This window comes from Salinimicrobium xinjiangense DSM 19287 (assembly GCF_000423585.1).
GTDB classification, from domain to species: domain Bacteria; phylum Bacteroidota; class Bacteroidia; order Flavobacteriales; family Flavobacteriaceae; genus Salinimicrobium; species Salinimicrobium xinjiangense.
This window is the reverse complement of record NZ_AUIG01000002.1, coordinates 278,267-301,014: the sequence shown is the minus strand read 5'-3', so window position 1 is coordinate 301,014 and position 22,748 is coordinate 278,267. Positions and strand designations below refer to the sequence as shown.

Genomic DNA, 22,748 nt, shown 5'->3' with positions numbered 1-22,748 from the left:
CCACTGCGAAAGCGGTGGTTTTGTGGTTTCATATATTCAGACCTCACAGGTTTTGGAAACCTGTGAGGTCTATCTTCATTCTGATTTTAAATGGCAGCCAAAAATGCCTTTTTTGAGCATCAATATATTTATTTCTTCTACCATTAACTTTTCTGTAGCAGCTAAAACGAAAGGACGAGTACCCGGTTTAGTAAAACTTTAACTATTTTAGGCAACTTATTATTCAGCGTATAAAATTTTTAAAATGAAGAACTTATTACTGGTCGGCGCTATCTTATATTCAACTATAATTTTTGCACAGCAAGCTCCACAAACAAACTCCCAGCTTTCGGTTAATCTTCTTATTCCTTCTCTTGAATATGAGATGAGCATGGGAAAAAAAACAACTTTAGACCTTAATCTTGGTACCGGCTTTGCATACAGAAGCACAAATAACGATAGTGGATATGCCGTTTTTCCAACCTTCCATGCGCAGTACAGGTTCTATTATAACCTGGATAAGAGATTAGAGAAAGGGAAAAAAATTTCTGAGAATAGTGGAAACTATTTTACTGCCCTGGCAGAGATCACCAGTGGAAATCCCATTTTTGGAGATTTAAAATCACAGGCAGACTATGCTGTTTTTATCGGTCCTGCATGGGGCTTACAGCGTGTATACAACAGTGGCTTTAAATTAAACATCAATCTTGGCGGGGGAATTGGTTTTAATGATCTGGGAGACTCCTATTTTTCTCCCTTTGTTGGCCTGCAATTAGGATGGCTAATCCTGAAATAGCGAATTCAGGATTATCTTTCCAAGGAGAAAAGACTTAGTTCACAGTTTTTATCCTTTAATAAACTCGCTTGCCTTTTGAACGATCTTTTCCATCGACGGGGGCAGCTCTTCTTTTTCCCAGGGATGTGAAACTTCAAAAACATGGTCACTCCCTTCTAACAGGAATAATTCAGAATTTTTTATCCAATCATGCAGATCATGGGCATTTTCTAATTCTACTGTAGGATCGGCCGTACCATGAATGATAAGGGTGGGAATCTGAAGTTTTTTAGCCGACCTGGAGATAGTAAGTCTTTCCTCATTTGCCTTGAAATCTTCATAAAAGTCAAACAGGTGAGGCATTTGTTGTTTGGTGCGGGAATTCTCGATATAGGCAATACCTTTTTGTCTCCAGGCTTCCAGTTCTTGTCCCTGAGGAAACCGGTCTCCAAAATCACTGACTGCAGATAGGGTGATCAATTTTTGAATCCGCTCATCCTCTCCTGCCTTTACCACTACCACCCCGCCACCTCTGGAGTGCCCCATAAGCGTAAAGCGCGAAAGATCTGCAATTTCTATAAATGGAAAGTCTTCGCTGCAAATCCAGTTGATCAAGACTTCCAGGTCATCAAGTTCCTTTGTATAAGTATTCTCTCCAAAGGCATCGAGATCGGGAAAATCTATGGGCTCATCCAGGGTTCCGCCATTAAAGGCAAAATTGAACTTGATGAACAGAAAACCATTTTTTGCAAACTCCTCTCCCATTATATTCCAGGCTCCCCAATCCTTAAAACCTTTATACCCGTGGCAAAAAAGCAATACAGGCTTGTTACCGCCTTCTTCAGTATAAAACACATCTGTGGGAACAGGCCGTCCATGTAAACCTTTCAGACTTATATTTTTTTCTTTTTTTACCATGAATTCTGTTTTATTTCCTTCTCAACAAAGGGGATATTAGGATCAAATATCTCTAAAATAAGTTTTTTTAGCTGTTCCTGAAATTCTGCAAGAGTTTCGGTTGTAATATCTGTATCTTTTTTTGCACCGTAACCTGTTTTATCTTTCTTGCAGAACTTTAAAAATCCCCCCTGCAAATTCTTAAACGAGATTATTCCGGCTTCAACGGCTTCGGGAAGTGGCTCCTGCTCATTCATCATGACGGCATAGGTAAGGATTTGGAAGGGTTTGCTGTACCGGTCATAATCTGAAGTGATCTCTTCCCAATCTACAACTTCCACTTTTGATTGCTCCACCTTTCCGGTCTTGTAATCAATAATGCGCAGCTTATCATTATAGAGATCAACCCGGTCCACCATGCCTTTCAGGTACACCGGAAAATCCAGCTCTTCCAAACGGATTAACGAGTTTAGCTTTTCTTCTACCTTTATAACTCTAATAGTGTTTCCCCTTTCAAGATCTTCCTTTTCCAATTTTAGAAAATTATGGACATACCTACGTGCCACCTCAAAAATTAACAGGTTTTTCCCGGTATCAAGAGGTGCCTGGGTATAGTGCTTTTTAAACTGTCTTCCAATTTCTTTATCAGTACCCTCAATTGCTTTATCAAGAAGGGAGGACGTCACCTCCTGTTGCAGCCATTCTTTGTAAAAGATCTCCAGGGTATCATGAACCACACTTCCCAGGGTATTGTATGCCACCGTTTCTTCCACTTCTTCTCTTTCCTGTAGTCCCAGTACATACTGCTTATAAAAATCAAGAGGATTCCTGATATAAGTGGTTAAAGCGGAAGGAGACAAACCCTCTGCTGCACGCCTTTTCAGTTTTTCCAGAATTTCCGGCGTTTTTTCTATTTTCATCAAATTGGAAGATAGTGCAGGAACAAAAGGCGCCACACTGAAATTCTGAATCTTATGATTTTCCTTTGTCTCCATTTGCAATTGCAGCAAAAACCGGCTTTTCTCGCCCGCATTCAGTCCGTCGCTTTCGGTATTGTATAGCAAGTGGACGTTTTCGGCCCTCTGCAGGAGATGGTAAAAGTGATAAGCGTATACCGCATCCTTTTCTTTATAAGTGGGGAGTTTATACGCACATTTTAGATCGTATGGAATAAAAGAATTACTGCTCTTTCCTGCGGGGAGCACACCTTCATTAACTGAAGTAAGAATCACATTTTTAAAATCCAGCACCCGGGATTCAAGCATTCCCATTACCTGTAACCCGGAAAATGGTTTCCCTCGAAAGTCCACAGTTTTAGAAGAAAGAAGATCTTTAAAAAGGCTTGTTAATACCTTCACCGAATTAATATACGGGTATTTTTCTACCAAAGTGTTCAATTGATTGAAGAGCAGGTGCAGCTGATAAAGAAATTCAAGGTTCAACTTGTCCGCTTCTTTATCTAAACTATTCTTCAATAACATTATCAGGTCACGTAAAGACTCTAAAGCATATTTAGGATCATTCTTCCACTTACCAAAGCAAAGCTTAAATAAAGGCGTTAATTTTTCGGGAAGATTTTCCAGAAGGTCTGCCCGGTCAATATAGACCAGGTTATTCTTTCTAATTTTCTCAGAAATTGTTCGGGAGTATCCTGCACTCACTTTCTGGATTAATGGATGACTCAAAACGACCATAAGATCTTTGTGGTAGATCTTATCATCTCCTGTAGTCGCATGTAGCTGGAGTAATTGCTCAAAAAGAAATGTCACCGGTGCATTTTTTAAAGCAAAACCCATGGTGATGTTTACCTCTTGCACATTTGGCGGCAGAGAATTAAGCACCGGAAGCAATAAATTCTCATCACCTAAGACAACAGCTGTTTGCTCCAGCTCTTCTGCCGTAAGCTTTGAAAGTAATTCTCCTACAAGTTTCGCCTGGCCAATATTCTTAGGTACTCCCACCATCCGAATATCCTTAGTAGTGCTATAGTTGTCAGAAACAAGCTGTAACTCCCTATCCCGATAGTAGGGCCAGGATTTTAAATATTGTTTTAGAAAAAGGGAAACATCATGCTGTTCATCTTCCAGAAAGGCTCTATCCATATCCCAATAAACTTCAGCCTTACCTGCCGCTAGAAGCGTCTGGAAAATATGTTGTTCTGCGTTATTAAGAGCATTAAATCCTATAAAAATGAAGGAACCCGTGGCTGTTTCAGCAAAGGGGGAGATCATTTCTGAAGCTTTTCTATAAACCATCCCCTGGTAAGCCAGATCTCTTTTCTCCAGTTGTTGCTGCAAAGCTTCGTAATATTCAGGCAGTTTATTCCAAAAGAGCAGGTAATTCTCCATTAATGGAGTTTTTTCCTCCTGCAGGTACCAGTGGTTCATCTCCTGAATATTCCCCAGATAACCAAAAAAAGAATTGTATTCAATCAGATACCTGTCAATTTCATTAAAGTCATACAATAATGTTTGTGCCCAGGTAGAGAAGGTTTCAAAATCCTCTGTATTCTCTTTTGGGGTACAGGAGCAATAAGCGGTATAAAATTCAAAAAGCGCGGTAACATTATCTACAGACTGCAGTCCTGAGATCTCCTGGGCGAAATCCTCGATACTTAGAACTTTGGGAGCAAACAGGGAAGTTTTAGAAAATCTGGCCAACCTGTTTATGAGATAGGATCCGGCCCTTTTACTGGGTAGAATAAAGGTATAATCGGAAATAGGTTTGTCCCCGGAGATCAATTTCGCGAGAACCTCATCAATAAATGGTGTCATGCCCTAAAAATAAAAAACGCCCCGATCAAATCGAGGCGTTTTTAAAAAGATTATTGATTCAGTTCTACATATCTGTAGTATCCTGTTCAGTTTCTGTGTTTTTCATCTCCTTATCTTTATCAAGAGAGATCTCAACACGTCGGTTTTGCTGTCTTCCCTTCGCTGTGTTATTGGAAGCGATTGGCCGGGCTTCACCATAACCCTGAGCAGTAAGTCTGTTTTTAGGAACACCTGCATTGACAAGGAATTCCATTACAGAAGTAGCTCTTTCATGAGATAACTTGTGGTTATAGTCTTCGCTACCTGTACTGTCTGTATGCCCTTCGATATGGAAAACAGTATTATCATATTCCTGCATGATATCTGCAATTGCCTGAAGAGTTTCTTCTGACTCAGAACGGATCGTTGCTTTATTAAGATCAAAAAGAATTGTTCTTGAATATTCATTCAATTCCTCGATCACCTCAACTGTAGGTTCAGGACATCCATTGTTCGCAGCGGTTCCTGCAACTTCAGGACACTCATCATCCTTATCAAGAACACCGTCGTTATCCTGATCTTGCCATGGACAACCGTTGTTTTCTTTTGGTCCTGCTTCATTAGGACACTCATCTTCACTATCTTTTATTCCGTCACCGTCGGCATCTGGGCAACCATTCATTTCGGCAAGTCCGGCTACTGTAGGACATTCATCTCTGTTATCTGGCACTCCGTCACCATCTGTATCAGGACATCCATTGAATTGTGCAAGACCGGCTTCATTAGGACATTCGTCCATTCTGTCTTCGATACCGTCTCCGTCTGAATCAGGACATCCGTTAAATTGAGCTAATCCTGCTACTTCAGGACATTCGTCATCCTTGTCATATATACCATCACCATCAGTATCTCTTCCTCCCATTGCAAATTTAATACCTGCTACGTGCTGGAAGTGATTACTGAAGTCGTCGTCAAATGCATGTTTGTAAATTGTTTGAACAGTGAATGCAACATTATCTGAGAACCAGAAGTTGATTCCTACAGTCCCGTCGAGGGTTCCAAATCCATCCCCGTCTAACCAGGTGTATCCACCACCAACACCTAGTACAGGATCAAACCATCCTGCGTTTGCATCATTGCGGAAGCTGTAGTTAAATGTTCCGTCCAGGCTGTAGAACATAAGATCTTCTCTTGCTTCATCTCCAAATTTCGTAATCTGGTTCAATGCACCTGCTCCTTCAAAATAAAATCCTGCTCCAATATTACGGGCAAGGGATATTCTCGATAATCCGGGAACAATGTTCCAATGATCTCCGGTATTAAAGAATTCGTCAAAGTAACCACCCAGGGGCGCGTCTTCACCCGTAGGATAAAAATCCACTGCATTAATACCTAAACCTAAGGCCCAGGGATTATTATTATCCTGCGCCTGCACAAGGCTAAAACTTAGGATACACAATGAAGCCAATAAAAATTTGTTTAGTTGTTTCATATTGAAGAGTTTAAAATTCTAATTAGTTAGCAGAAACAAAAGTAGACTGATATTCAGTATTAACAAAGCTTAATTTAATAAAGTTTTCTTAATAAAGCCGTGAATACTGGTGGTTTGGAAGGGTTTTTAAGCCTTCTTATTGTGAATTTTTTAAAATTTTAATAGTCCTGAGATGAAAATTGATCTGTAATTTAAGCCTTTACAGGAGTTTAAGGTCCAAATTATTTTCACTTCCTGAATCATAAAAAAAGCCTATCATAACGAAAGGCTTGTAAAACTGAAAAGCTTATTTTTAAATCACATCTAATTCTTTTCCTACTTTAGTAAAAGCAGCAATGGCTTTATCCAGGTGGTCTTTAGTGTGAGCGGCAGACAATTGAACTCTAATACGCGCTTTGCCTTTAGGAACAACCGGATAAAAGAAACCTATAACATAGATCCCTTCTTTCAGTAGGCGATCGGCCATATCCTGAGAAAGCTTTGCATCATACAACATCACCGGTACAATTGCAGCCTCCCCATCAATGATCTCAAATCCGGCGTCTTTAATACCTTGTTTGAAATATCTTGTATTTTCCTTCACCTTATTTCTCAGGGAGTCATCTTTGGCGAGCATGTCAAAAACCTTTATTGATGCCCCTACAATGGCAGGTGCTAAAGAATTGGAGAAAAGGTAAGGTCTGGATCTTTGACGAAGTATTTCTATAATTTCCTTTTTGGCTACAGTATATCCACCCATTGCCCCTCCCAAAGCTTTACCAAGAGTTCCGGTTATGATATCTATACGGCCAAGTACTCCTTTTTCTTCCAGTGTTCCAATCCCATCCTGACCAATAAATCCTGTAGCATGGCATTCGTCAATCATGACCAGCGCATCATACTTGTCGGCAAGATCACAGATCTTATCCAGAGGCGCTACAAGACCATCCATAGAGAAAACCCCATCTGTGACTATAATTTTAAAGCGGGCGCCTTTTTCATTAGCAGCTTTAAGCTGTTGTTCAAGATCTTCCATATTGCCATTCTCATAACGGTACCGGGCTGCCTTGCAAAGCCTCACCCCATCTATTATGGACGCATGGTTAAGAGCATCTGAAATGATTGCATCTTCAGCTGTCAACAAGGGTTCAAAAACTCCGCCGTTGGCATCAAAAGCAGCTGCATAGAGTATAGTATCCTCCATTCCGTAGAAGTCGGCAATTTTGTGTTCCAGTTCTTTATGTATGTCCTGGGTGCCACAAATAAATCTCACGCTGGACATTCCAAATCCGTGAGAATCAAGAGTGTCTTTCGCTGCCTGTATAACCTCGGGATGCGCAGAAAGACCAAGGTAGTTGTTCGCGCAAAAGTTGAGCACTTTTTTCCCACCTTCAAGGCTTATTTCTGCTCCCTGTGGTGAGGTGATTATTCGCTCTTTCTTATAAAGTCCTTCTTCTTTTATGTTCTCTATTTCCTTTTCAAGGTATTCTTTCATTTTACCGTACATAATCTGATTTTTTACAAATTTACACTTCTTTCAGACACTAATGATTGTGATATTTTCATTAATATAGACCAGAAGCTTCTTTTCAACAACATAATCCATACCTTCAAGCACATCGGCATAATGGATAATCTGTTCCCGGTGCTTTACATTTTCTGCCCCCGTTTTATAGTCAATGATATGCACCACATTATTGTTAAGAACAAGCCTGTCTGGCCTTAGCAGGGTACCATCAGCTAATATAATATCCCGCTCATTAATATTCACTACACCTTCAGCAAAGAATTCGCGAAGGTCGGGGTGACCTGTAACCTCTAAAATGGATTTTTTCAAATCTCCCTCTTCTTCTGAAGAAAAAAGACCTCCCTCTTTTGCATTTTGAAGTACCCTGTTAACATCGGCTTCAGTATTTATCAAAGCAAAAAGGTCATGGATCAACTGCCCTTTCTCGATCGCCTCCTGTTGTCTTGAATTCCACATCAATCCCGAACGGGTTATGATGGAAATACCTTTACTTTGAGTGGGGGAGGAAAAGAAGGTCTCCTGTTGAAAAAAATTATCTTCGGTTTTTTCCTGCTGCGGTATTTCGGCTGCATTTCCAAAACCATATTCACTGCTTTCGTTCCACCTGCCAATACTTTTCAAATAGGAGATCAACAGACCCGAAAATCTATTGGGATTCTCCATGCCTTTTTTATCGAGTTCCATTTTGGAGATGACAAAAAGCTGCTGCTCCGGCCGTGTCATTGCTACATAAAGGACATTGAGGGCATCGAGCTGGCTGTTACAGCATAATTCATGATACAGCTGCGGGGCCTCTCCTTCCCACTCCTTCATTCTTTCGGCAGCACTGAGGTAAGCGATATTGACGTTATCACTTAATTCTTCGGGCAGGTTAATCCAGAAGTTTTCTCTTGCGGTATCTGTGATCCTGCCATTTGCAAATGGATAGATCACCACAGGAAATTCCAGCCCCTTGGCTTTATGGATGGTCATGATCTGAACCGCATCCTCTCCCTGCGGTACCACAATACTCAGCTCTTCCTTCTTTTGATCCCACAATTCCAAGAATTTGAAAATTCCGGCAGCTTCAGAATTTGTGCTTTCATAAACAAAGTCAAGGTAAAATTGCAGATATGCATCAGATGCTGTTTGCAGATCGAAGGCGCGAATAATATATTCGGCAGCTTCATAGACAGACATTGCAGTCGCAGCTTCGGGAGAAAAGTCAATTCCGTATGTCTTCAAAGCATCAAAAAACAGCTGCCCTTCAGGTTCAAGATGCCGCATAAGAAATTGGAAATCATTCTCTACCTCTAAACTATTGTTGAGGAGGTAGTCAAGGATCTCAAACTTCAGCGTCTTGTCGGCAGTATCCAGGCAGTATTGAAAAATAGTATTAATAAATCTCACTTTTGAAGACCTTTCAAGCAGCAGACTTTCCGCAGAGATCACCGGTATGGCATTCTCGCTAAGGAAATTTGCCACGGCAATACTCTCTCTGCGGGTGCGGGTGAGAATACAAATATCTGCCAGGGCTCTTCCTTTGATTTTAAGATCTTCGATGATCTCCATGACCCGCGCAGGATATGCTTCCATTTCTTCGGAAGCATTTTCGGCCTCCACAAAAGAAATATTCACATAGCCTTCCTTATCACTCATGGCTCCCTGTCCACTATCTAAAAACAGCTCCCGGTGCGTTTCATCTAAAAAAGTGTCTGCGGCAAACCTGAAGAAGTCATTATTAAAATTGACAATGGTTTTAGCACTCCGGTAGTTATTGGGAAGAACAATGACTTCACTCTTTTCAATACTAAAGGGGTTTTTCTTTTGGCATAGTTCCATAAATTGCTCTGCCTTACCACCGCGCCAGCGGTAAATTGACTGCTTTGCATCGCCAACCAGGGTGAGACTGCCATGCTCGCCGTCAGGATGTGCTTCAGAAAGAGTATTGTCTACCAAAGGGATCAGGTTTTCCCACTGCAATTGAGAAGTATCTTGAAATTCGTCAATAAAGTAGTGCCTGTAGCGATCTCCAAGACGCTCATAAATAAAGGGCGCAGGCTGATCTTTTACTGCCTTGCCAATGGTGGCATTAAATTCTGAAATGAGGACTACAGATTTTTCTTTTTTGATCTCCTCAATCTGGTCCTGTATAGCACTGAGGAGGGATAATGGCACGAGGTTCTTCTCAACAGCCTCCAAAAATTGCAGATTGGTGATCTTCTTTTTTGCTTCGGAATAATATTCGACTACCCTTGGCTGGAGTTGATCAAGGATCTCTTTTTTATCGGGAGACAATTTTACCGGGTAGAGAGCCTTTTCAGCCAGATCTGCTTGCCATACAGCGGAAAATGTAACGCCAAAATCCCCTTTTTGAAGCTTCAGGAAAAAGTTAGGACAAGACCCGCGGGTGAAATCGCTGTTTTCTATTCTATTGTTCTCAAGCAGATCGAAAAAACCATTGGCCAGGTCTTTAATAGTCTTTTCCAGATCTTTTTGTTGTTTCCTTACTCCTTTTCTAAGCGCTTCAAAATCGGACAGCTTTTTGGTCTTTAGCATATCCAGAAATTCCCTGCTGGTTTCCTGAGTGAGCAATTTTGCTATGGAAAAGAGATCCCTTGCAACGTCCCAGCTTTTATCTTCATCTGTTTTGAATAAAACAAAATTCACAAGGACCTTTGTGATAGCCTTATCACGTCCCACTTTGCTAATCAGCCGGTCTACAGCTTCGTTTAAAATATCATCTGTACGCAATTCCACCTCAAAATTGAGAGGTAGGCCAAGGTCTTTGGCAAAAGTTCGAAGCACCCTGTGAGTGAATCCGTCTATGGTGGAAACTTCGAAAGCTGCATAGTTATGGATGATATGTTTAAGGATCTGCCTGCTTTTGGCCTGAACCACTTCTGCTGACAAACCGCCGGATTTAATAATATCATTTTGCAAATCCCGCTCTTTTTTTGAGGGATCTTCCTGAGCCAGGGCGTGCAATCCTGCGATGATCCGTGATTTCATTTCCCCTACAGCTTTATTGGTAAAGGTAATCGCCAGAATATTTCTATAGCTGTCTGTCCTTTTAGAATGGAGTAACAGTAACAGGTAATCTTTAACAAGAGTATAAGTTTTGCCTGAGCCTGCGGAAGCATTGTAGATGGTAAAAGTGTTGGGCTGCTTCAATTTTTTTTACTAAAGTAAGAAATGAATCAGAATCCACCATTCTTTGTATTGTGAAGGGGAATATTTAAATAAAACTCAACAAGTTGAGGATTCTGAGCATTAAATGAAATAAAGTATCTCAAATAAGCTAAAGGTTTAAGGATTTTATAACGTTTTATAATTTCAATTATATGGGTTTATGTCTAAATTTGAGGTTGACTGATTTAATAACATAAAACAATAAAATTATGGCTTTCGAATTACCGAAACTTAAATATGCATCTGATGCACTGGAGCCTCACATTGACGCAAGAACAATGGAGATCCACCACGATAAACACCACGCCGGATATACCAGCAAATTAAATGACGCCATTCAGGGTACAGACCAGGAAGGTAAAAACATTGAAAATATCCTGAATAACCTGGATATGGAAAACAAAGCTGTCCGCAACAATGGAGGTGGTTATTTCAACCACAATCTATATTGGGAGATCATGGGCCCAAACGGTGGCGGGAAACCGGAGGGAGAGCTTGCCTCTGCTATTGACCGGGATTTTGGATCTTATGATGCGTTTAAAGACGAGTTCTCAAAAGCAGGAGCCACTCAATTTGGTTCAGGATGGGCATGGCTTTGCGTAAAGGAAGGCGGGAAGCTGGAAGTGTGCTCTACGGCTAACCAGGACAACCCACTAATGCCCGGAATCGGCTGCGGCGGATATCCTATTTTGGGAATGGACGTTTGGGAACATGCTTACTATTTGAAATACCAAAACCAGCGCCCGGCTTATATTGAAGCTTTCTTCAATGTTATTAACTGGGAAGAAGTTTCTAAAAGATATGCACAGCACAAATAATTAAAACCTCCGCATAGGTTTTTAAATGTCAAGCTGCCGGTAATTACCGGCAGCTTTTTTTATGCGCATAAAAAAAGGTGGAAAGCTCCACCTTTTTTTGCCCCAAATCTACCATGAACTTAACCTACTTATGTTATGGCTTAGCTAATGTAGCTAAACATCTCACTACCAGAAAGTTTTTTAGACGAAGTACTGGTAAAATTGATAAAAAGCAGCATTAGCATTATATATGTAAGAAAGGCCAAACAAGGTATTAAGAATTGTTATCTAATTGACTGTCAGATCCTTCAGTTTTAGCTGTAGACTGACATTCCCCATGTATTCATTCTCTTCAATGCTATAGGCCGCCCTGACCTTTTTTCCGTCGGTCAGGAAATTACATTTTGATCCCAGATTAAAACCTATAGCATCTATACTTATCCCATTCTTCTTTTGAAACAACCTGGCTTTAAGATGTTTGTTTTCACCTCCCACACATTTAACGTAGCCTGTATCTTTTAAATTACGAGTCATGAAAACAGGGGACAAATTGCCGGGACCAAAAGGGGCAAATTGTTTTAATATGCGGTGAAATTTTGTAGTGATCTCATCCAGACTGATTTCGGCGTCGATCTGAATTTCCGGTGTTAGCAATTTTCTATCAATGGTCGCGGAAACTACTTCTTCAAATTTTCTTTTGAAATTATCATATTGGTCTGAAAACATCGTGAGACCTGCCGCATATTTATGACCACCAAATTGTTCTATAAATTCACTGCAGCCTTCAAGGGCATCATAAACATCAAATCCACGTACAGACCGGGCTGAGGCAGCAAGTTTTTCACCACTACGGGTAAAGACCAGGGTAGGACGGTAATAAGTTTCGGTTAGACGGGAGGCGACAATTCCAATAACTCCTTTATGCCAGGTATCCCTATATACTACAGTTGTTAATCTTTCCTGTTCCTGAAGCTCTTCAATCTGTGCCAGAGCTTCTTCGGTGATTGTTTTGTCTTTATCCCGACGGTCCTTATTGAATTCTTCAATTTCGGCTGCAAATACCTGTGCCTGCCCGGCATCTTCTTCTGTCAAAAGATTCACTGCGTGGAGTCCGTGTTTCATCCGGCCGGCTGCATTGATCCGCGGGGCGATAATGAAGACCACATCTGTAAGGGTTAGGTAATCTTTTTTTACCTGCTGCAGGATTGCTTTAAATCCTGCACGCGGAGCAGCATTGATCATTTTTAATCCGTGGTAGGCAAGAATACGATTCTCTCCGGTTACGGGAACAATATCGGCACCTATTGCTGTAGCCACGAGGTCGAGGTAGGGAATAAGCAACTCAAATTGCTCGCCTCTTCTCTCATTGATTGCCTGCAGAAGCTTAAAGCCTACACCGCAGCCACAAAGCTCTTTATAAGGATATTCGCAATCTGCCCTTTTTGGATCAAGAACTGCAACGGCATCTGGAATTCCCGCTCCCGGGCGGTGATGATCACAAATGACAAAGTCAATTCCCTTTTTTGATGCATAAGCCACTTTTTCAATTGCTTTGATGCCGCAGTCCAGAGCTATGATAAGTGATATGTCATTATCTGCAGCAAAGTCAATTCCTTTAAATGAAATTCCATAGCCCTCATCATACCGGTCGGGGATGTAAGTGGCAACATTAGGATAAATGGTTTTCAAATAAGAAGAGACCAGGGCTACACTGGTAGTACCGTCCACGTCATAATCTCCGTACACCATTATATTTTCTCCCTTATCAAGAGCAAGTTCTATCCTGTTAACAGCCAAATCCATGTCTTTCATTAAGAATGGATCGTGCAGATCTGCTAAATCTGGTCTAAAGAACTTTTTTGCTTCTTCAAAGGTTTTTATTCCACGCTGGGCCAGCAGCGAAGCAATAGCTCTTTCCACACCCAGTACTTTCTGCAGATGTTCAATAATTTCGGGATCAGGTTTGGGTTTAAGAGTCCACCGCATCAATATTTTTTTTCAAAAGTACAGATTGTTTAGAATAAATTGGCTTCCTACAGAAGCTTAGAAAAATAGGAATTGAAGAAAATTCTCTCTAAAACAGATCTCAAAAATGATATTTTTCGTACTGTCTGATTTAATTTTGGTACATTCCCGGTAAACATTTATAAATGAGAAAATTAATTCTTTTCTTTTTATCAGTTGCATTATTATCATGTACCGATAATTCGAATGAGGTTGAGAAAAATGAGGAAACATTTACAATATCTCAGGCGGAGACTTTGGAATTTTTCCTGGCCAAAGCTATGCCTGTTGAGGGCGGCTTTAACATCTCGCAACAGGCACAAAATTTTTCTGTTAGTGAAATTCAGCACCGGGAGAACGGGCTCTATTACATCTATGCTCCTGAAGATACTTTCACGGGAACAGAAGTTGTCAAGATCAAAAGACAGGATTCCAACGGGGCAACTGTTTATTCAGAAACTATCACAACACTCATTATTAATGTGAGGGAATAGATTATTTTCTTCCTGCAACAACTAATACGATCTCGCCCTTCGGAGGCTTATTCTCATAATGTTCCAGGACCTCCGTAGCAGTTCCTCTCATGGTTTCCTCATGAAGTTTTGTGATTTCGCGCGATACGGAGACCTGCCTTTCTTCTCCGAAAAATTCCTTTATCTGTGCCAGGGTCTTTAGCAGTTTGTGAGGCGATTCATAGAATATTATGGTCCGGGTTTCCTGCGCAAGGAATTCCAGCCTGGTCTGTCTCCCTTTCTTAACGGGCAGAAAACCTTCGAAAACGAATTTATCATTGGGTAATCCGCTGTTCACCAGCGCCGGAACAAAGGCTGTGGCCCCGGGCAAACAATCTAATTCCACCCCGGCTTCGACACAGGCTCTGGTAAGTAAAAATCCAGGGTCACTTATTGCAGGGGTTCCTGCATCACTAATTAGCGCTATGGTTTTACCATTTTGGATCTGTCTCACTATCCCCTCCACGGTTTTATGCTCATTATGCATATGGTGACTCTGCATGGGAGTGGTGATATCGAGATGCTTCAGGAGTTTACCGCTGTTTCGGGTATCTTCGGCCAGGATAAGATCGACCTCCTTAAGAACTCTGATCGCCCTTAAGGTAATGTCTTCCAGATTTCCGATAGGAGTTGGAACCAGGTATAGTTTAGCCATAAAGCCTGCTACTCAAATTTCTTTTCGATTATGGTAAGAAATCTGCTCTCATAATCCTCTTTTCCTTCCCAGTTGTTGTAATCAGGCTTCACCATATTTGCCACAAAATTGAAAGCTTCTTCTTTTGATTTAATGGTATTCAATTGGGACAATACCCTGTTATAATCGGAGGTACTTCCATCAAAAAGATGCTTTACAAAAGCAAGACGGTCGTTGAGGCCAATGTTAATGCCTTTTTTAAGCCGGTCGTTTACAGACCTGGGTTTATCAGAGCTCCCTCCCGACTTACTTACAGGCTCAAACTGAGGCAGGTTGTCGTAATGCACTCCCCCTATATCCTGCATATCATTCTTTTTATAATTGCGGGATTCCACCTGTGCAAAAAGATCATCTATCTGCTGCGTCTCCGGCGGCATTTGCGCTACTATATCCTTGATCTTTTCGGTATTGGGTTCGGTAATATCTTCAGGATTGTATTCGAGACCGGTAGGATTGTACTCATCTTCATTCTCCTGCACTTCTTGTTTAACGGGAACCGGTTGTTTTTCGGGAATCGGTTTCTTTTCAGCAGCTTGTTTCTCCTGCTTTTTTTCAGCGGGAGCTTTCACCTGTTGTGCAGTTTTCACCACTTCCCGTTGTCTTTGTTCGGTAGCTTCAAAAAGATTAGATTCCGTAAAATCATATATTGTAAGCTGCTCGTACAACCTCTTAGCCAGCTCCTTAAGTTCTCCAGCAGCCACCTCATCCCTTTCTTTCAATAGGGAGATTTTTTCGGCTAAAGCTACTAATTCCTCTTTCAATTGCTTTTTCATAACTTTCATGCTTGCAAATTAAATGCGGTTGTATTTTAATTAAATTTGTGTCACCTTTATAAAAAGCGAAGTTCGTTTTTTGGTCTTGAAAAATACAAAATGTTTCTCGAAAATACTGTAAATCATAAGGAGCAATTTGGTTGGATTGAAGTTATATGTGGATCGATGTTCTCGGGAAAGACCGAAGAGCTTATTCGCAGGCTCAAGCGCGCCAAATTTGCAAAACAAAAAGTTGAAATTTTTAAACCGGCCATAGACACCCGGTATAACGAAGAAATGGTGGTTTCCCATGATTCAAATGAAATAAGGTCTACCCCCGTACCTGCTGCTGCCAATATTCGGTTACTTGCCGATGATTGTGACGTGGTGGGAATTGATGAAGCACAGTTTTTTGACGAGGAGATCGTAACGGTCTGTAATGATCTGGCTAACAGGGGGGTGAGGGTGATAGTTGCGGGCCTTGACATGGATTTTAAAGGAAATCCCTTTGGTCCAATGCCTTTCCTTATGGCAACAGCCGAATATGTCACTAAAGTGCATGCTGTTTGCACCCGCACAGGAAATCTCGCCCAGTTCAGCTACAGAAAAACCTCCAATGAAGATCTTGTAATGCTGGGAGAAACAGAAGAATACGAACCTTTAAGCCGCGGAGCTTTCTATAAAGCGAGATTACGGGAAAAACTCCGAAATCTGGAAGTTAAAGAACCAGAAGAAGTAAAAGAAAATAAAAGAAGTGAACATGCCGAAAGCCAGGGAGACCGTACTTGAAATTGATCTTAATGCTCTTGCCCATAACTACGATTATCTCCGTTCTAAAACAGATAAGGATGTAAAACTTATGGCGGTTGTAAAAGCTTTTGGCTATGGCAGTGATGTTGCAGGTATTGCCCGTAAACTTGTAGAATTAGGTGTCGATTATTTTGCCGTGGCCTATACAGATGAAGGAATAGCTTTGCGTCAAGCAGGTATAGAAACCCCGATTTTAGTCCTACACCCACAGTCGGTGAATTTTGAAGCTATTATTGAAAATTGTCTTGAGCCTAGCCTGTACAGCAAATTTGTTCTGGAAGAATTCATAGAGACAGCCGAAAGACAAAATCAAAAAAATTATCCGGTACACATCAAGTTCAACACCGGGCTCAACAGACTGGGATTTTCTGAAAAAGAAACTCAAGTAGTGAGAGATCTTTTGAAAAGTACTGAAGCATTAAAGGCTGCTTCTTTCTTTTCCCACCTGGCAGCCAGTGAGGACTGGCGGGAACGGGAATTTACCTTATTACAGATCCATACTTTCCGGAATATAGCCTTAAAGCTATATGATGAATTGGGTTACCGGCCTATGCTTCATATTTGCAATACATCTGGAGTAATCAATTATCCCAGGGCTCATTTTGATATGGTTCGAACAGGTATAGGGCTTTATGGTTTTGGCAATGATGAACCAATAGATCAAAAATTGAGGCCTATTGCTACATTGAAAACCATAATCTCCCAGATCCATCACATGAAAAAAGGAGAAACATTGGGCTACAACAGAGCTTTTAAAGCAAAAAAAGTTACCAAAACAGCCACTCTGCCTCTGGGCCATGCAGATGGTATAAACAGGCAATATGGAAACAGTCGCGCAGGAGTGATCATCAATGGAAATTACGCTCCCATTATTGGGAATGTATGCATGGATATGATCATGGTAGATATTACAGGAATTGATTGTGAGGAAGGCGATGAAGTTATTGTCTTTGGCGGACCTCAGCATGCTACGGAATTTGCAGCAAAAGGCAATACTATCTCCTATGAATTAATCACCGGTATTTCTCAAAGGGTCAAAAGAGTACTTGTAAGTAATTAATTTCTTACATTTAAGCTGCTAATTCAACCAAACAACTATGGCATTTTTAAAAGATTTTAAGGCCTTTCTAATGAAAGGTGACATCATTGCGCTTGCCACTGCAGTGGTAATAGGTGCGGCTTTTAATAAAATTATCTCCTCTTTTGTAGAGGATATTATTATGCCTTTAATAGGTGTAATTACAGGAGGAGTGGATTTCTCAAATCAGTTCATCGCCCTTGATGGAGGTGAATACGAAACTCTTGACGCAGCTCGTGAAGCAGAAGCCGCCGTTCTCACTTATGGCAATGTTATCCAGGCCACTATTTATTTTGTGATCGTAGCATTTTTTATCTTTTTAGTTCTTCGTGCCTACGAGCGCACCAAAACCAAAAAAGAGGCCCCAAAGGTTACAGAGCCAAAAGGACCTTCCCAGGAAGAATTGCTGACGGAGATAAGGGATGAACTCAAAAGACAAAATTCAGGAAGGGCGTAAACTAAAAATATATTTTTAAAGTTTTATATTTGCAAAAATACGATTAATCACACGTAGTAACCGCTACGCTACATATCCTAACCCAAAACCCCCGTCACCACGGGGGTCTTTTTTTACCTGTCTCTATTTTTAACAATCTGTACAAAGTGGTTATAAAGACATCAAACGTTCCGAAAATTTCTTTAGGTCATTCTTTTAATTATTTGCAGTGCAATACCTTTGCAAAATTAAAATCCAGACTTCCCAAATGGAGACCTCACTGGTTTCCGAAATCAGTGAGGTCTTAAAATCTATATATAGAATGAAAATAGCAGTAGTTGGAGCCACCGGTATGGTGGGACAGGTGATGTTAAAAGTACTTGCAGAAAGAAATTTCCCGGTGACCGAATTGTTGCCGGTAGCTTCGGAAAGATCTGTAGGATCAAAGATCAGCTTTAACGGAAAAGAATATCAAGTAATCGGATTAGAGGAAGCTGTAAGTCAAAAACCGGAAATCGCTTTGTTTTCGGCAGGGGGAGAAACCTCACTTGAATGGGCTCCCAAATTCGCCGAAGCGGGAACCACGGTAATAGACAACTCTTCGGCATGGAGAATGCACCCCGACAAAAAGCTGGTGGTGCCGGAAATTAATGCCAAAGATCTAACCTCACAGGACAAGATCATCGCTAATCCCAACTGCTCTACCATTCAAATGGTATTGGCTCTTGCTCCCCTTCATGAGAAGTATGGTATTACAAGAGTTGTGGTATCTACTTATCAATCCATCACCGGCACAGGGGTAAAAGCAGTACAACAACTAGAGAATGAATACAGAGGCGAAAAAGGAGAAATGGCTTATCCATATCCTATTCACCGTAATGCAATCCCTCAATGTGATGTGTTTGAATCTAATGGTTACACAAAGGAAGAAATGAAACTTACCAATGAAACCAAAAAGATTTTAAAGGATGATTCAGTTAATGTAACTGCCACTGCCATTAGAATTCCGGTGGTTGGTGGACACAGTGAGTCTGTCAACGTGACTTTTAAAAATGACTTCGACATCAATGAAGTTCGCAGCCTGCTTAACAATTTCCCGGGAGTTACTGTTCAGGATAATACAGATGTCAATACCTACCCTATGCCGATCTATGCAGAAGGTAAGGATGATGTTTTTGTAGGCCGCATTAGAAGAGATCTCTCCCAACCAAATTCCCTGAACATGTGGATAGTGGCCGACAATCTTCGTAAAGGAGCGGCTACAAATGCAGTACAGATTGCGGAATACCTGGTGGAGAACAAACTGGTATAGACTTTGATCTACACATAATGTAAAAACAGGCTTGATACCATGAGCTTGTTTTATACCTTTGGAGCCAAGTGAAAAGCGAAGGAACATATATAAACCTATTTTTAGGCCTGTTAATGCTGGCAGCCAGTCTGCTGCCGGCATTGCATACCTGCGCCCACCTCGCCTCTTCAGAAGCATCAAAAAATATTTCAGCTTCAGAGCTAACAATAAACTTTTCCCAGTCTGCCGTAGATTGTGATTTATGTGATTTCACTTTTTCTTCAGCAGATGCCCCGAAGATGTTCGTTTATAATATTAATCTTCCAGAAGATTATAATAAACAAAATACTTCCCTCACAGAACCAATATTTCTTCTTCCTCAAACAATCTTTTCATTAAGAGCACCACCGGCAACTATAGCATAACGATCCCGTTAAAAGCATAATTTTCACAAATTCAGGCTTTTGAGTTATTTAAGCTCTAGTTTACACCAGGAATTCCAAAATGAAACAGACAGGTTTAGCTTTATTCATTCTTTATTTTTTACCCTTTTGTGCGGCTGCTCAATCCATTACCCTGGAAGGGCGTATCACAGATGAGAAAAATCAGCCTCTCGAACATGCTCATGTGCATTTTGGAAGCTTTTTCAGCACCTCAGATAAACAGGGTAATTATCACATAAGTCATATCACTAAAGGAACGTACAATTTAAATATTTCGTTCCTGGGGTTCAAACAAATAGACACTGTGGTTTCGATTGAAGAAGATCTGGTATTAAATTTTACTCTTAAAGAAGATGCGGCAGCCCTGGAGGAAATTGTTTTGACCGGCCTTACTCAAAGAAGCGGTGCAGAGAACAAAGAGCGGGTAAACCGGGAATATCTTCAGGATCAATTCACCGGTTCCCTGGCCAAAACACTTGATCGTCTTCCGGGAGTAAACTCCGTAGAGATAGGAGCCGGCACCTCAAAACCCATCATTCGTGGGCTTGGATTTAATCGTGTAGCTGTAACCGAACAGGGGATCAAACAGGAAGGGCAGCAATGGGGAGCAGATCATGGCCTTGAAATAGACGCACTTAATGTGGAAAATATTGAGGTCATAAAAGGAGTCGGCGCTATTGAACATGGCAGTGATGCCATGGGAGGAGTAATAAAGATCATTAATGATCAGGTTCCTCAAAAAGGGTTTTCGGGAGAAGTTCTTGGACTCGCTCATAGTGTGAACAACAGGTTGACTTCTGCGGCCAATCTCACCTACCGTAAGAACAGGTTCTTCTACAAAACCAAGGCAACTTTAAGTGAGTTTGGAGACTATTCAGTTCCCACAGATAGTATAGTCTATTTAAATTTTAATATACCTGTTTATAACCAGGAGCTTAAGAATACAGCCGGTAAAGAAGTGGATCTTTATGGGCAGATAGGTTATATAGCTCCACATTACAAAGGCACTTTAAGTTTAAGTAATGTTTATTTTAAGTCGGGATTCTTTCCCGGTGCTCACGGTATTCCCTCGGTAGGGAGAGTAAGGGATGATGGCGATAAGCGTAATATTGATTTTCCATTTCAGAAGGTAAATCATCTTAAGGCCATTAGTAAAAATCAATGGTTTTACCATGATTATACCTTTGAGCTAATACTGGGTTTTCAGAACAATCACCGGCAGGAGTGGAGTCTTTTTCACACCCATTACAGCGGCCAGGAACCTCCTGAAGTAAACCCGAATTTAGAGCTCGATTTTGACCTCAACACCTATGATGCTCAGGTGAAGGTAAGCCGGGCATTTTCGAATGGCAGTAAAAGTACCATTGGGGTGCAGGGCCAGATCCAGGATAATTCTATTGGTGGATATAATTTTCTCCTTCCCGAATATTTCAGAACGAACACAGGTATATTCCTAACCCATGAATTTGATGTCACAGAGAAACTCAGGATAAACCTGGGCACAAGATTCGACTATAGTCAGATTTCTGTTGAAGAATATTATGACGGGTTATTATTTGAGTATTTAACCAGTAGAGGGCGTTCTGAATTAGAAGCTTCTCAATATGCCCAACGGAGTCCTGAATTAAAAAGAGATTTCTCCAATTTCAATGCAATGACGGGCTTATTGTATAACATTAATGAAAACTGGGATTTTTCGGTAAATACCGGTACCAGCTTTAGGCTTCCCACAGCTATTGAATTGGGAGCAAATGGCATACATCATGGATCTTTCAGGCATGAAAGAGGTGATGCAGATCTTGATGCTGAAAAAGGTTACGTTTTTGATACAAAGCTTAACTATAACAAAGACAGTTTCAGGATATCAGCAAGTCCTTATTTATATTATTTTGATAACTATATATTCCTGAATCCCAGTGGTGTTTTTTCTGTATTACCTCATTCGGGCCAGACCTATCAGTTCACTCAAAGTGAAGCCCTGCTGACGGGGATTGAACTTGAGCTCGAAAAAAGGTTTTTTGAGAAACTGCATGTCATGGGAACATTTGAATATCTCTACAACAGGCAAGTTACCGGTGATAGTTCAAGAAATTATCCGCTCCCCTTCACTCCTCCTGCTAACGGCTTTGCTGAAGTAAGTTATACTTTATCTGAAGAATTCCTTATCTTAAGAAAGCCGGAAATTTTTGCAAATACGTCCTTTGCGCTTGAGCAGGATAGAATTGCGCAACAGGAAAAGATCACTCCGGGTTACCAGATATTTGGAGGAGGTATAAAGACAGGGCTTCAAATAGGCAAATTAAGTGCCGATCTTAACCTGCGGGTGACCAATTTATTTAATCATAAATATTTTAATCACACTAGTTTTTACAGGGCACTGGAGATCCCCGAAATGGGCAGAAACATTCAATTAATGCTTAGAATTCCTATTAAATAGAAATGCTGAAACAGGGGAAATATATAAGTTTTTTGATGCTTGCTGCATTTCTTTTTCCGCAGGCAGCAAATGCCGTGCATTACTTCCTTGTGCCTCATATTGAATATACCTCAAAACAGGCGGACTATAATTTTGATGCTCCCGGAATTTATGAGTATCATGAATGTCACTATCATTTTACAGGAACAGGCCCTGCATTTATGGTAGCAGATACTGCTGAAAAGATCATTATTCCCGAAATACATTTACAGCAACACAAACCATATTCAACAACACATATTCTTAAGTTAAACTATCGGTATTTTCTAAGAGGGCCTCCATCTGCTATTTTCCAATTAATCCGATATTAAAATACAATACCTAATTTTTAAACAAAAAATCATGAAAACCAAATTGAAATTTTTCACATTTGTTATAGCAGCAACATTGGTATTTACCTCCTGTAGTGATGATGACACTGTAGTTGATACCCAAAAACCGACAATCACAATAGTTGAACCTCATACAGAAGAGGAATTTGTACCGGGCAGTGTGCTGCTGTTTGAAGCAGTTTTCACAGATAACGTGGAACTGGCTTCTTATAAGATCGAGATCCATGAAGATTTTGATGAACACACCCATGCCTTTAATAAATCTTCCCAGGATCTGAATCCTTTTGCCTACGAACAAACCTTTACTATTCCTGCAGGCCGTACTTCATTTGAAGCCACCCAGGAAATTGCTATCCCCGCAGAGTTAAACGGGCAGCCAATAAGTGAGGGAGCTTACCATCTGGGAGTATTTGTTACTGACAAGTCCGGAAATCAACAGGAAGCTTTTCTTGAGATCCATATAGAAGCAGATGCAGAGGAACACGTGGAATAATCCTATATAGTTTATAAGAAAAAAGGCTGTACTTGATGTGCAGCCTTTCTTGTTTC

At 40.8% G+C, this 22,748-nt stretch carries 20 protein-coding genes; 12 read left to right on the top strand and 8 right to left on the bottom strand.

Annotated features, from left to right (window positions below; genetic code table 11):
- The coding region (locus tag G564_RS20555; protein WP_029036451.1) for a hypothetical protein at positions 1-202 on the top strand (202 nt) is incomplete at its 5' end.
- A gap of 42 nt (positions 203-244) precedes the next feature.
- Positions 245-775: a hypothetical protein gene (locus tag G564_RS0103570; protein ID WP_029036450.1), complete on the top strand. Its 531-nt coding sequence runs from the start codon at positions 245-247 to the stop codon at positions 773-775.
- 48 nt (positions 776-823) lie between these two features.
- Here G564_RS0103570 and G564_RS0103565 read toward each other — a convergent pair whose 3' ends face one another.
- From G564_RS0103565 to G564_RS0103545, 5 genes are all read right to left on the bottom strand, one after another.
- Entirely contained in the window at positions 824-1,672 is an 849-nt protein-coding gene (locus tag G564_RS0103565; protein WP_029036449.1) for an alpha/beta hydrolase family protein, read from the bottom strand.
- A complete protein-coding gene (locus G564_RS0103560) occupies positions 1,666-4,425 on the bottom strand; it encodes a PD-(D/E)XK nuclease family protein (protein ID WP_029036448.1) in 2,760 nt (919 codons plus the stop codon). The genes G564_RS0103565 and G564_RS0103560 overlap by 7 nt, the downstream gene beginning before the upstream one ends.
- Positions 4,426-4,489: 64 nt before the next feature.
- Entirely contained in the window at positions 4,490-5,896 is a 1,407-nt protein-coding gene (locus G564_RS0103555) for an OmpA family protein (RefSeq protein ID WP_029036447.1), read from the bottom strand.
- Positions 5,897-6,188: 292 nt separating this feature from the next.
- The gene (gene kbl / locus G564_RS0103550) at positions 6,189-7,382 is read right to left on the bottom strand and encodes a glycine C-acetyltransferase (RefSeq protein ID WP_029036446.1); all 1,194 of its coding nucleotides are present in this window, start codon (positions 7,380-7,382) and stop codon (positions 6,189-6,191) included.
- Between the two features lie 30 nt (positions 7,383-7,412).
- Positions 7,413-10,556: a UvrD-helicase domain-containing protein gene (locus G564_RS0103545; RefSeq protein WP_029036445.1), complete on the bottom strand. Its 3,144-nt coding sequence runs from the start codon at positions 10,554-10,556 to the stop codon at positions 7,413-7,415.
- Between the two features lie 227 nt (positions 10,557-10,783).
- On the opposite strand from G564_RS0103545, the gene G564_RS0103540 reads away from it, so the two are divergent.
- Positions 10,784-11,392, top strand: a complete 609-nt coding sequence (locus tag G564_RS0103540; RefSeq protein ID WP_029036444.1) for a superoxide dismutase — start codon at positions 10,784-10,786, stop codon at positions 11,390-11,392.
- Between the two features lie 267 nt (positions 11,393-11,659).
- Here G564_RS0103540 and recJ read toward each other — a convergent pair whose 3' ends face one another.
- The gene (gene recJ, locus G564_RS0103535) at positions 11,660-13,357 is read right to left on the bottom strand and encodes a single-stranded-DNA-specific exonuclease RecJ (RefSeq protein ID WP_029036443.1); all 1,698 of its coding nucleotides are present in this window, start codon (positions 13,355-13,357) and stop codon (positions 11,660-11,662) included.
- Between the two features lie 164 nt (positions 13,358-13,521).
- Here recJ and G564_RS0103530 point away from each other — a divergent pair, with 164 nt between their 5' ends.
- Entirely contained in the window at positions 13,522-13,869 is a 348-nt protein-coding gene (locus tag G564_RS0103530; protein ID WP_029036442.1) for a hypothetical protein, read from the top strand.
- A gap of 1 nt (position 13,870) precedes the next feature.
- Here the strand turns inward: G564_RS0103530 and rsmI are convergent, their stop codons facing one another.
- Complete coding sequence (gene rsmI / locus G564_RS0103525) at positions 13,871-14,542, bottom strand: 16S rRNA (cytidine(1402)-2'-O)-methyltransferase (RefSeq protein WP_029036441.1); 672 nt, start codon at positions 14,540-14,542, stop codon at positions 13,871-13,873.
- A gap of 8 nt (positions 14,543-14,550) precedes the next feature.
- Positions 14,551-15,363, bottom strand: coding sequence for a hypothetical protein (locus G564_RS0103520; RefSeq protein ID WP_051205287.1), 813 nt, complete (start codon positions 15,361-15,363; stop codon positions 14,551-14,553).
- A 90-nt stretch (positions 15,364-15,453) separates the two neighbouring features.
- Here G564_RS0103520 and G564_RS0103515 point away from each other — a divergent pair, with 90 nt between their 5' ends.
- The 8 genes from G564_RS0103515 (at position 15,454) to G564_RS18490 (ending at position 22,692) form a co-directional block, all read left to right on the top strand.
- On the top strand, positions 15,454-16,122 hold the full coding sequence (locus G564_RS0103515) for a thymidine kinase (protein ID WP_029036439.1): 669 nt from the start codon (positions 15,454-15,456) through the stop codon (positions 16,120-16,122).
- The gene (gene alr / locus G564_RS0103510) at positions 16,094-17,203 is read left to right on the top strand and encodes an alanine racemase (RefSeq protein ID WP_029036438.1); all 1,110 of its coding nucleotides are present in this window, start codon (positions 16,094-16,096) and stop codon (positions 17,201-17,203) included. The genes G564_RS0103515 and alr overlap by 29 nt, the downstream gene beginning before the upstream one ends.
- A gap of 37 nt (positions 17,204-17,240) precedes the next feature.
- Positions 17,241-17,678 carry a large-conductance mechanosensitive channel protein MscL gene (gene mscL / locus G564_RS0103505; protein ID WP_029036437.1) on the top strand — a complete coding sequence of 146 codons (438 nt, stop codon included), beginning with the start codon at positions 17,241-17,243 and terminating at the stop codon, positions 17,676-17,678.
- A 301-nt stretch (positions 17,679-17,979) separates the two neighbouring features.
- On the top strand, positions 17,980-18,969 hold the full coding sequence (locus G564_RS0103500; RefSeq protein ID WP_029036436.1) for an aspartate-semialdehyde dehydrogenase: 990 nt from the start codon (positions 17,980-17,982) through the stop codon (positions 18,967-18,969).
- 68 nt (positions 18,970-19,037) lie between these two features.
- Entirely contained in the window at positions 19,038-19,373 is a 336-nt protein-coding gene (locus G564_RS0103495) for a hypothetical protein (protein ID WP_156879164.1), read from the top strand.
- Between the two features lie 79 nt (positions 19,374-19,452).
- Positions 19,453-21,828, top strand: a complete 2,376-nt coding sequence (locus tag G564_RS0103490) for a TonB-dependent receptor (RefSeq protein ID WP_037373389.1) — start codon at positions 19,453-19,455, stop codon at positions 21,826-21,828.
- A gap of 2 nt (positions 21,829-21,830) precedes the next feature.
- Positions 21,831-22,178 carry a hypothetical protein gene (locus tag G564_RS0103485; RefSeq protein ID WP_029036433.1) on the top strand — a complete coding sequence of 116 codons (348 nt, stop codon included), beginning with the start codon at positions 21,831-21,833 and terminating at the stop codon, positions 22,176-22,178.
- A gap of 31 nt (positions 22,179-22,209) precedes the next feature.
- The gene (locus G564_RS18490; RefSeq protein ID WP_051205286.1) at positions 22,210-22,692 is read left to right on the top strand and encodes a DUF4625 domain-containing protein; all 483 of its coding nucleotides are present in this window, start codon (positions 22,210-22,212) and stop codon (positions 22,690-22,692) included.
- Positions 22,693-22,748: the final 56 nt, after the last annotated feature.

What these genes read in the sequence shown, in the direction of transcription:
- alr (WP_029036438.1), top strand. Translation starts at nt 16,094, where the DNA reads ATGCCGAAAGCCAGGGAGACCGTACTTGAAATTGATCTTAATGCTCTT.
- G564_RS0103520 (WP_051205287.1), bottom strand. Translation starts at nt 15,363, where the DNA reads ATGAAAGTTATGAAAAAGCAATTGAAAGAGGAATTAGTAGCTTTAGCC.
- recJ (WP_029036443.1), bottom strand. Translation starts at nt 13,357, where the DNA reads ATGCGGTGGACTCTTAAACCCAAACCTGATCCCGAAATTATTGAACAT.
- G564_RS0103565 (WP_029036449.1), bottom strand. Translation starts at nt 1,672, where the DNA reads ATGGTAAAAAAAGAAAAAAATATAAGTCTGAAAGGTTTACATGGACGG.
- G564_RS0103570 (WP_029036450.1), top strand. Translation starts at nt 245, where the DNA reads ATGAAGAACTTATTACTGGTCGGCGCTATCTTATATTCAACTATAATT.
- kbl (WP_029036446.1), bottom strand. Translation starts at nt 7,382, where the DNA reads ATGTACGGTAAAATGAAAGAATACCTTGAAAAGGAAATAGAGAACATA.
- G564_RS0103490 (WP_037373389.1), top strand. Translation starts at nt 19,453, where the DNA reads ATGAAACAGACAGGTTTAGCTTTATTCATTCTTTATTTTTTACCCTTT.
- G564_RS0103515 (WP_029036439.1), top strand. Translation starts at nt 15,454, where the DNA reads ATGTTTCTCGAAAATACTGTAAATCATAAGGAGCAATTTGGTTGGATT.
- G564_RS0103530 (WP_029036442.1), top strand. Translation starts at nt 13,522, where the DNA reads ATGAGAAAATTAATTCTTTTCTTTTTATCAGTTGCATTATTATCATGT.
- G564_RS0103555 (WP_029036447.1), bottom strand. Translation starts at nt 5,896, where the DNA reads ATGAAACAACTAAACAAATTTTTATTGGCTTCATTGTGTATCCTAAGT.
- G564_RS0103560 (WP_029036448.1), bottom strand. Translation starts at nt 4,425, where the DNA reads ATGACACCATTTATTGATGAGGTTCTCGCGAAATTGATCTCCGGGGAC.
- G564_RS0103540 (WP_029036444.1), top strand. Translation starts at nt 10,784, where the DNA reads ATGGCTTTCGAATTACCGAAACTTAAATATGCATCTGATGCACTGGAG.
- mscL (WP_029036437.1), top strand. Translation starts at nt 17,241, where the DNA reads ATGGCATTTTTAAAAGATTTTAAGGCCTTTCTAATGAAAGGTGACATC.
- rsmI (WP_029036441.1), bottom strand. Translation starts at nt 14,542, where the DNA reads ATGGCTAAACTATACCTGGTTCCAACTCCTATCGGAAATCTGGAAGAC.
- G564_RS0103485 (WP_029036433.1), top strand. Translation starts at nt 21,831, where the DNA reads ATGCTGAAACAGGGGAAATATATAAGTTTTTTGATGCTTGCTGCATTT.
- G564_RS0103500 (WP_029036436.1), top strand. Translation starts at nt 17,980, where the DNA reads ATGAAAATAGCAGTAGTTGGAGCCACCGGTATGGTGGGACAGGTGATG.
- G564_RS18490 (WP_051205286.1), top strand. Translation starts at nt 22,210, where the DNA reads ATGAAAACCAAATTGAAATTTTTCACATTTGTTATAGCAGCAACATTG.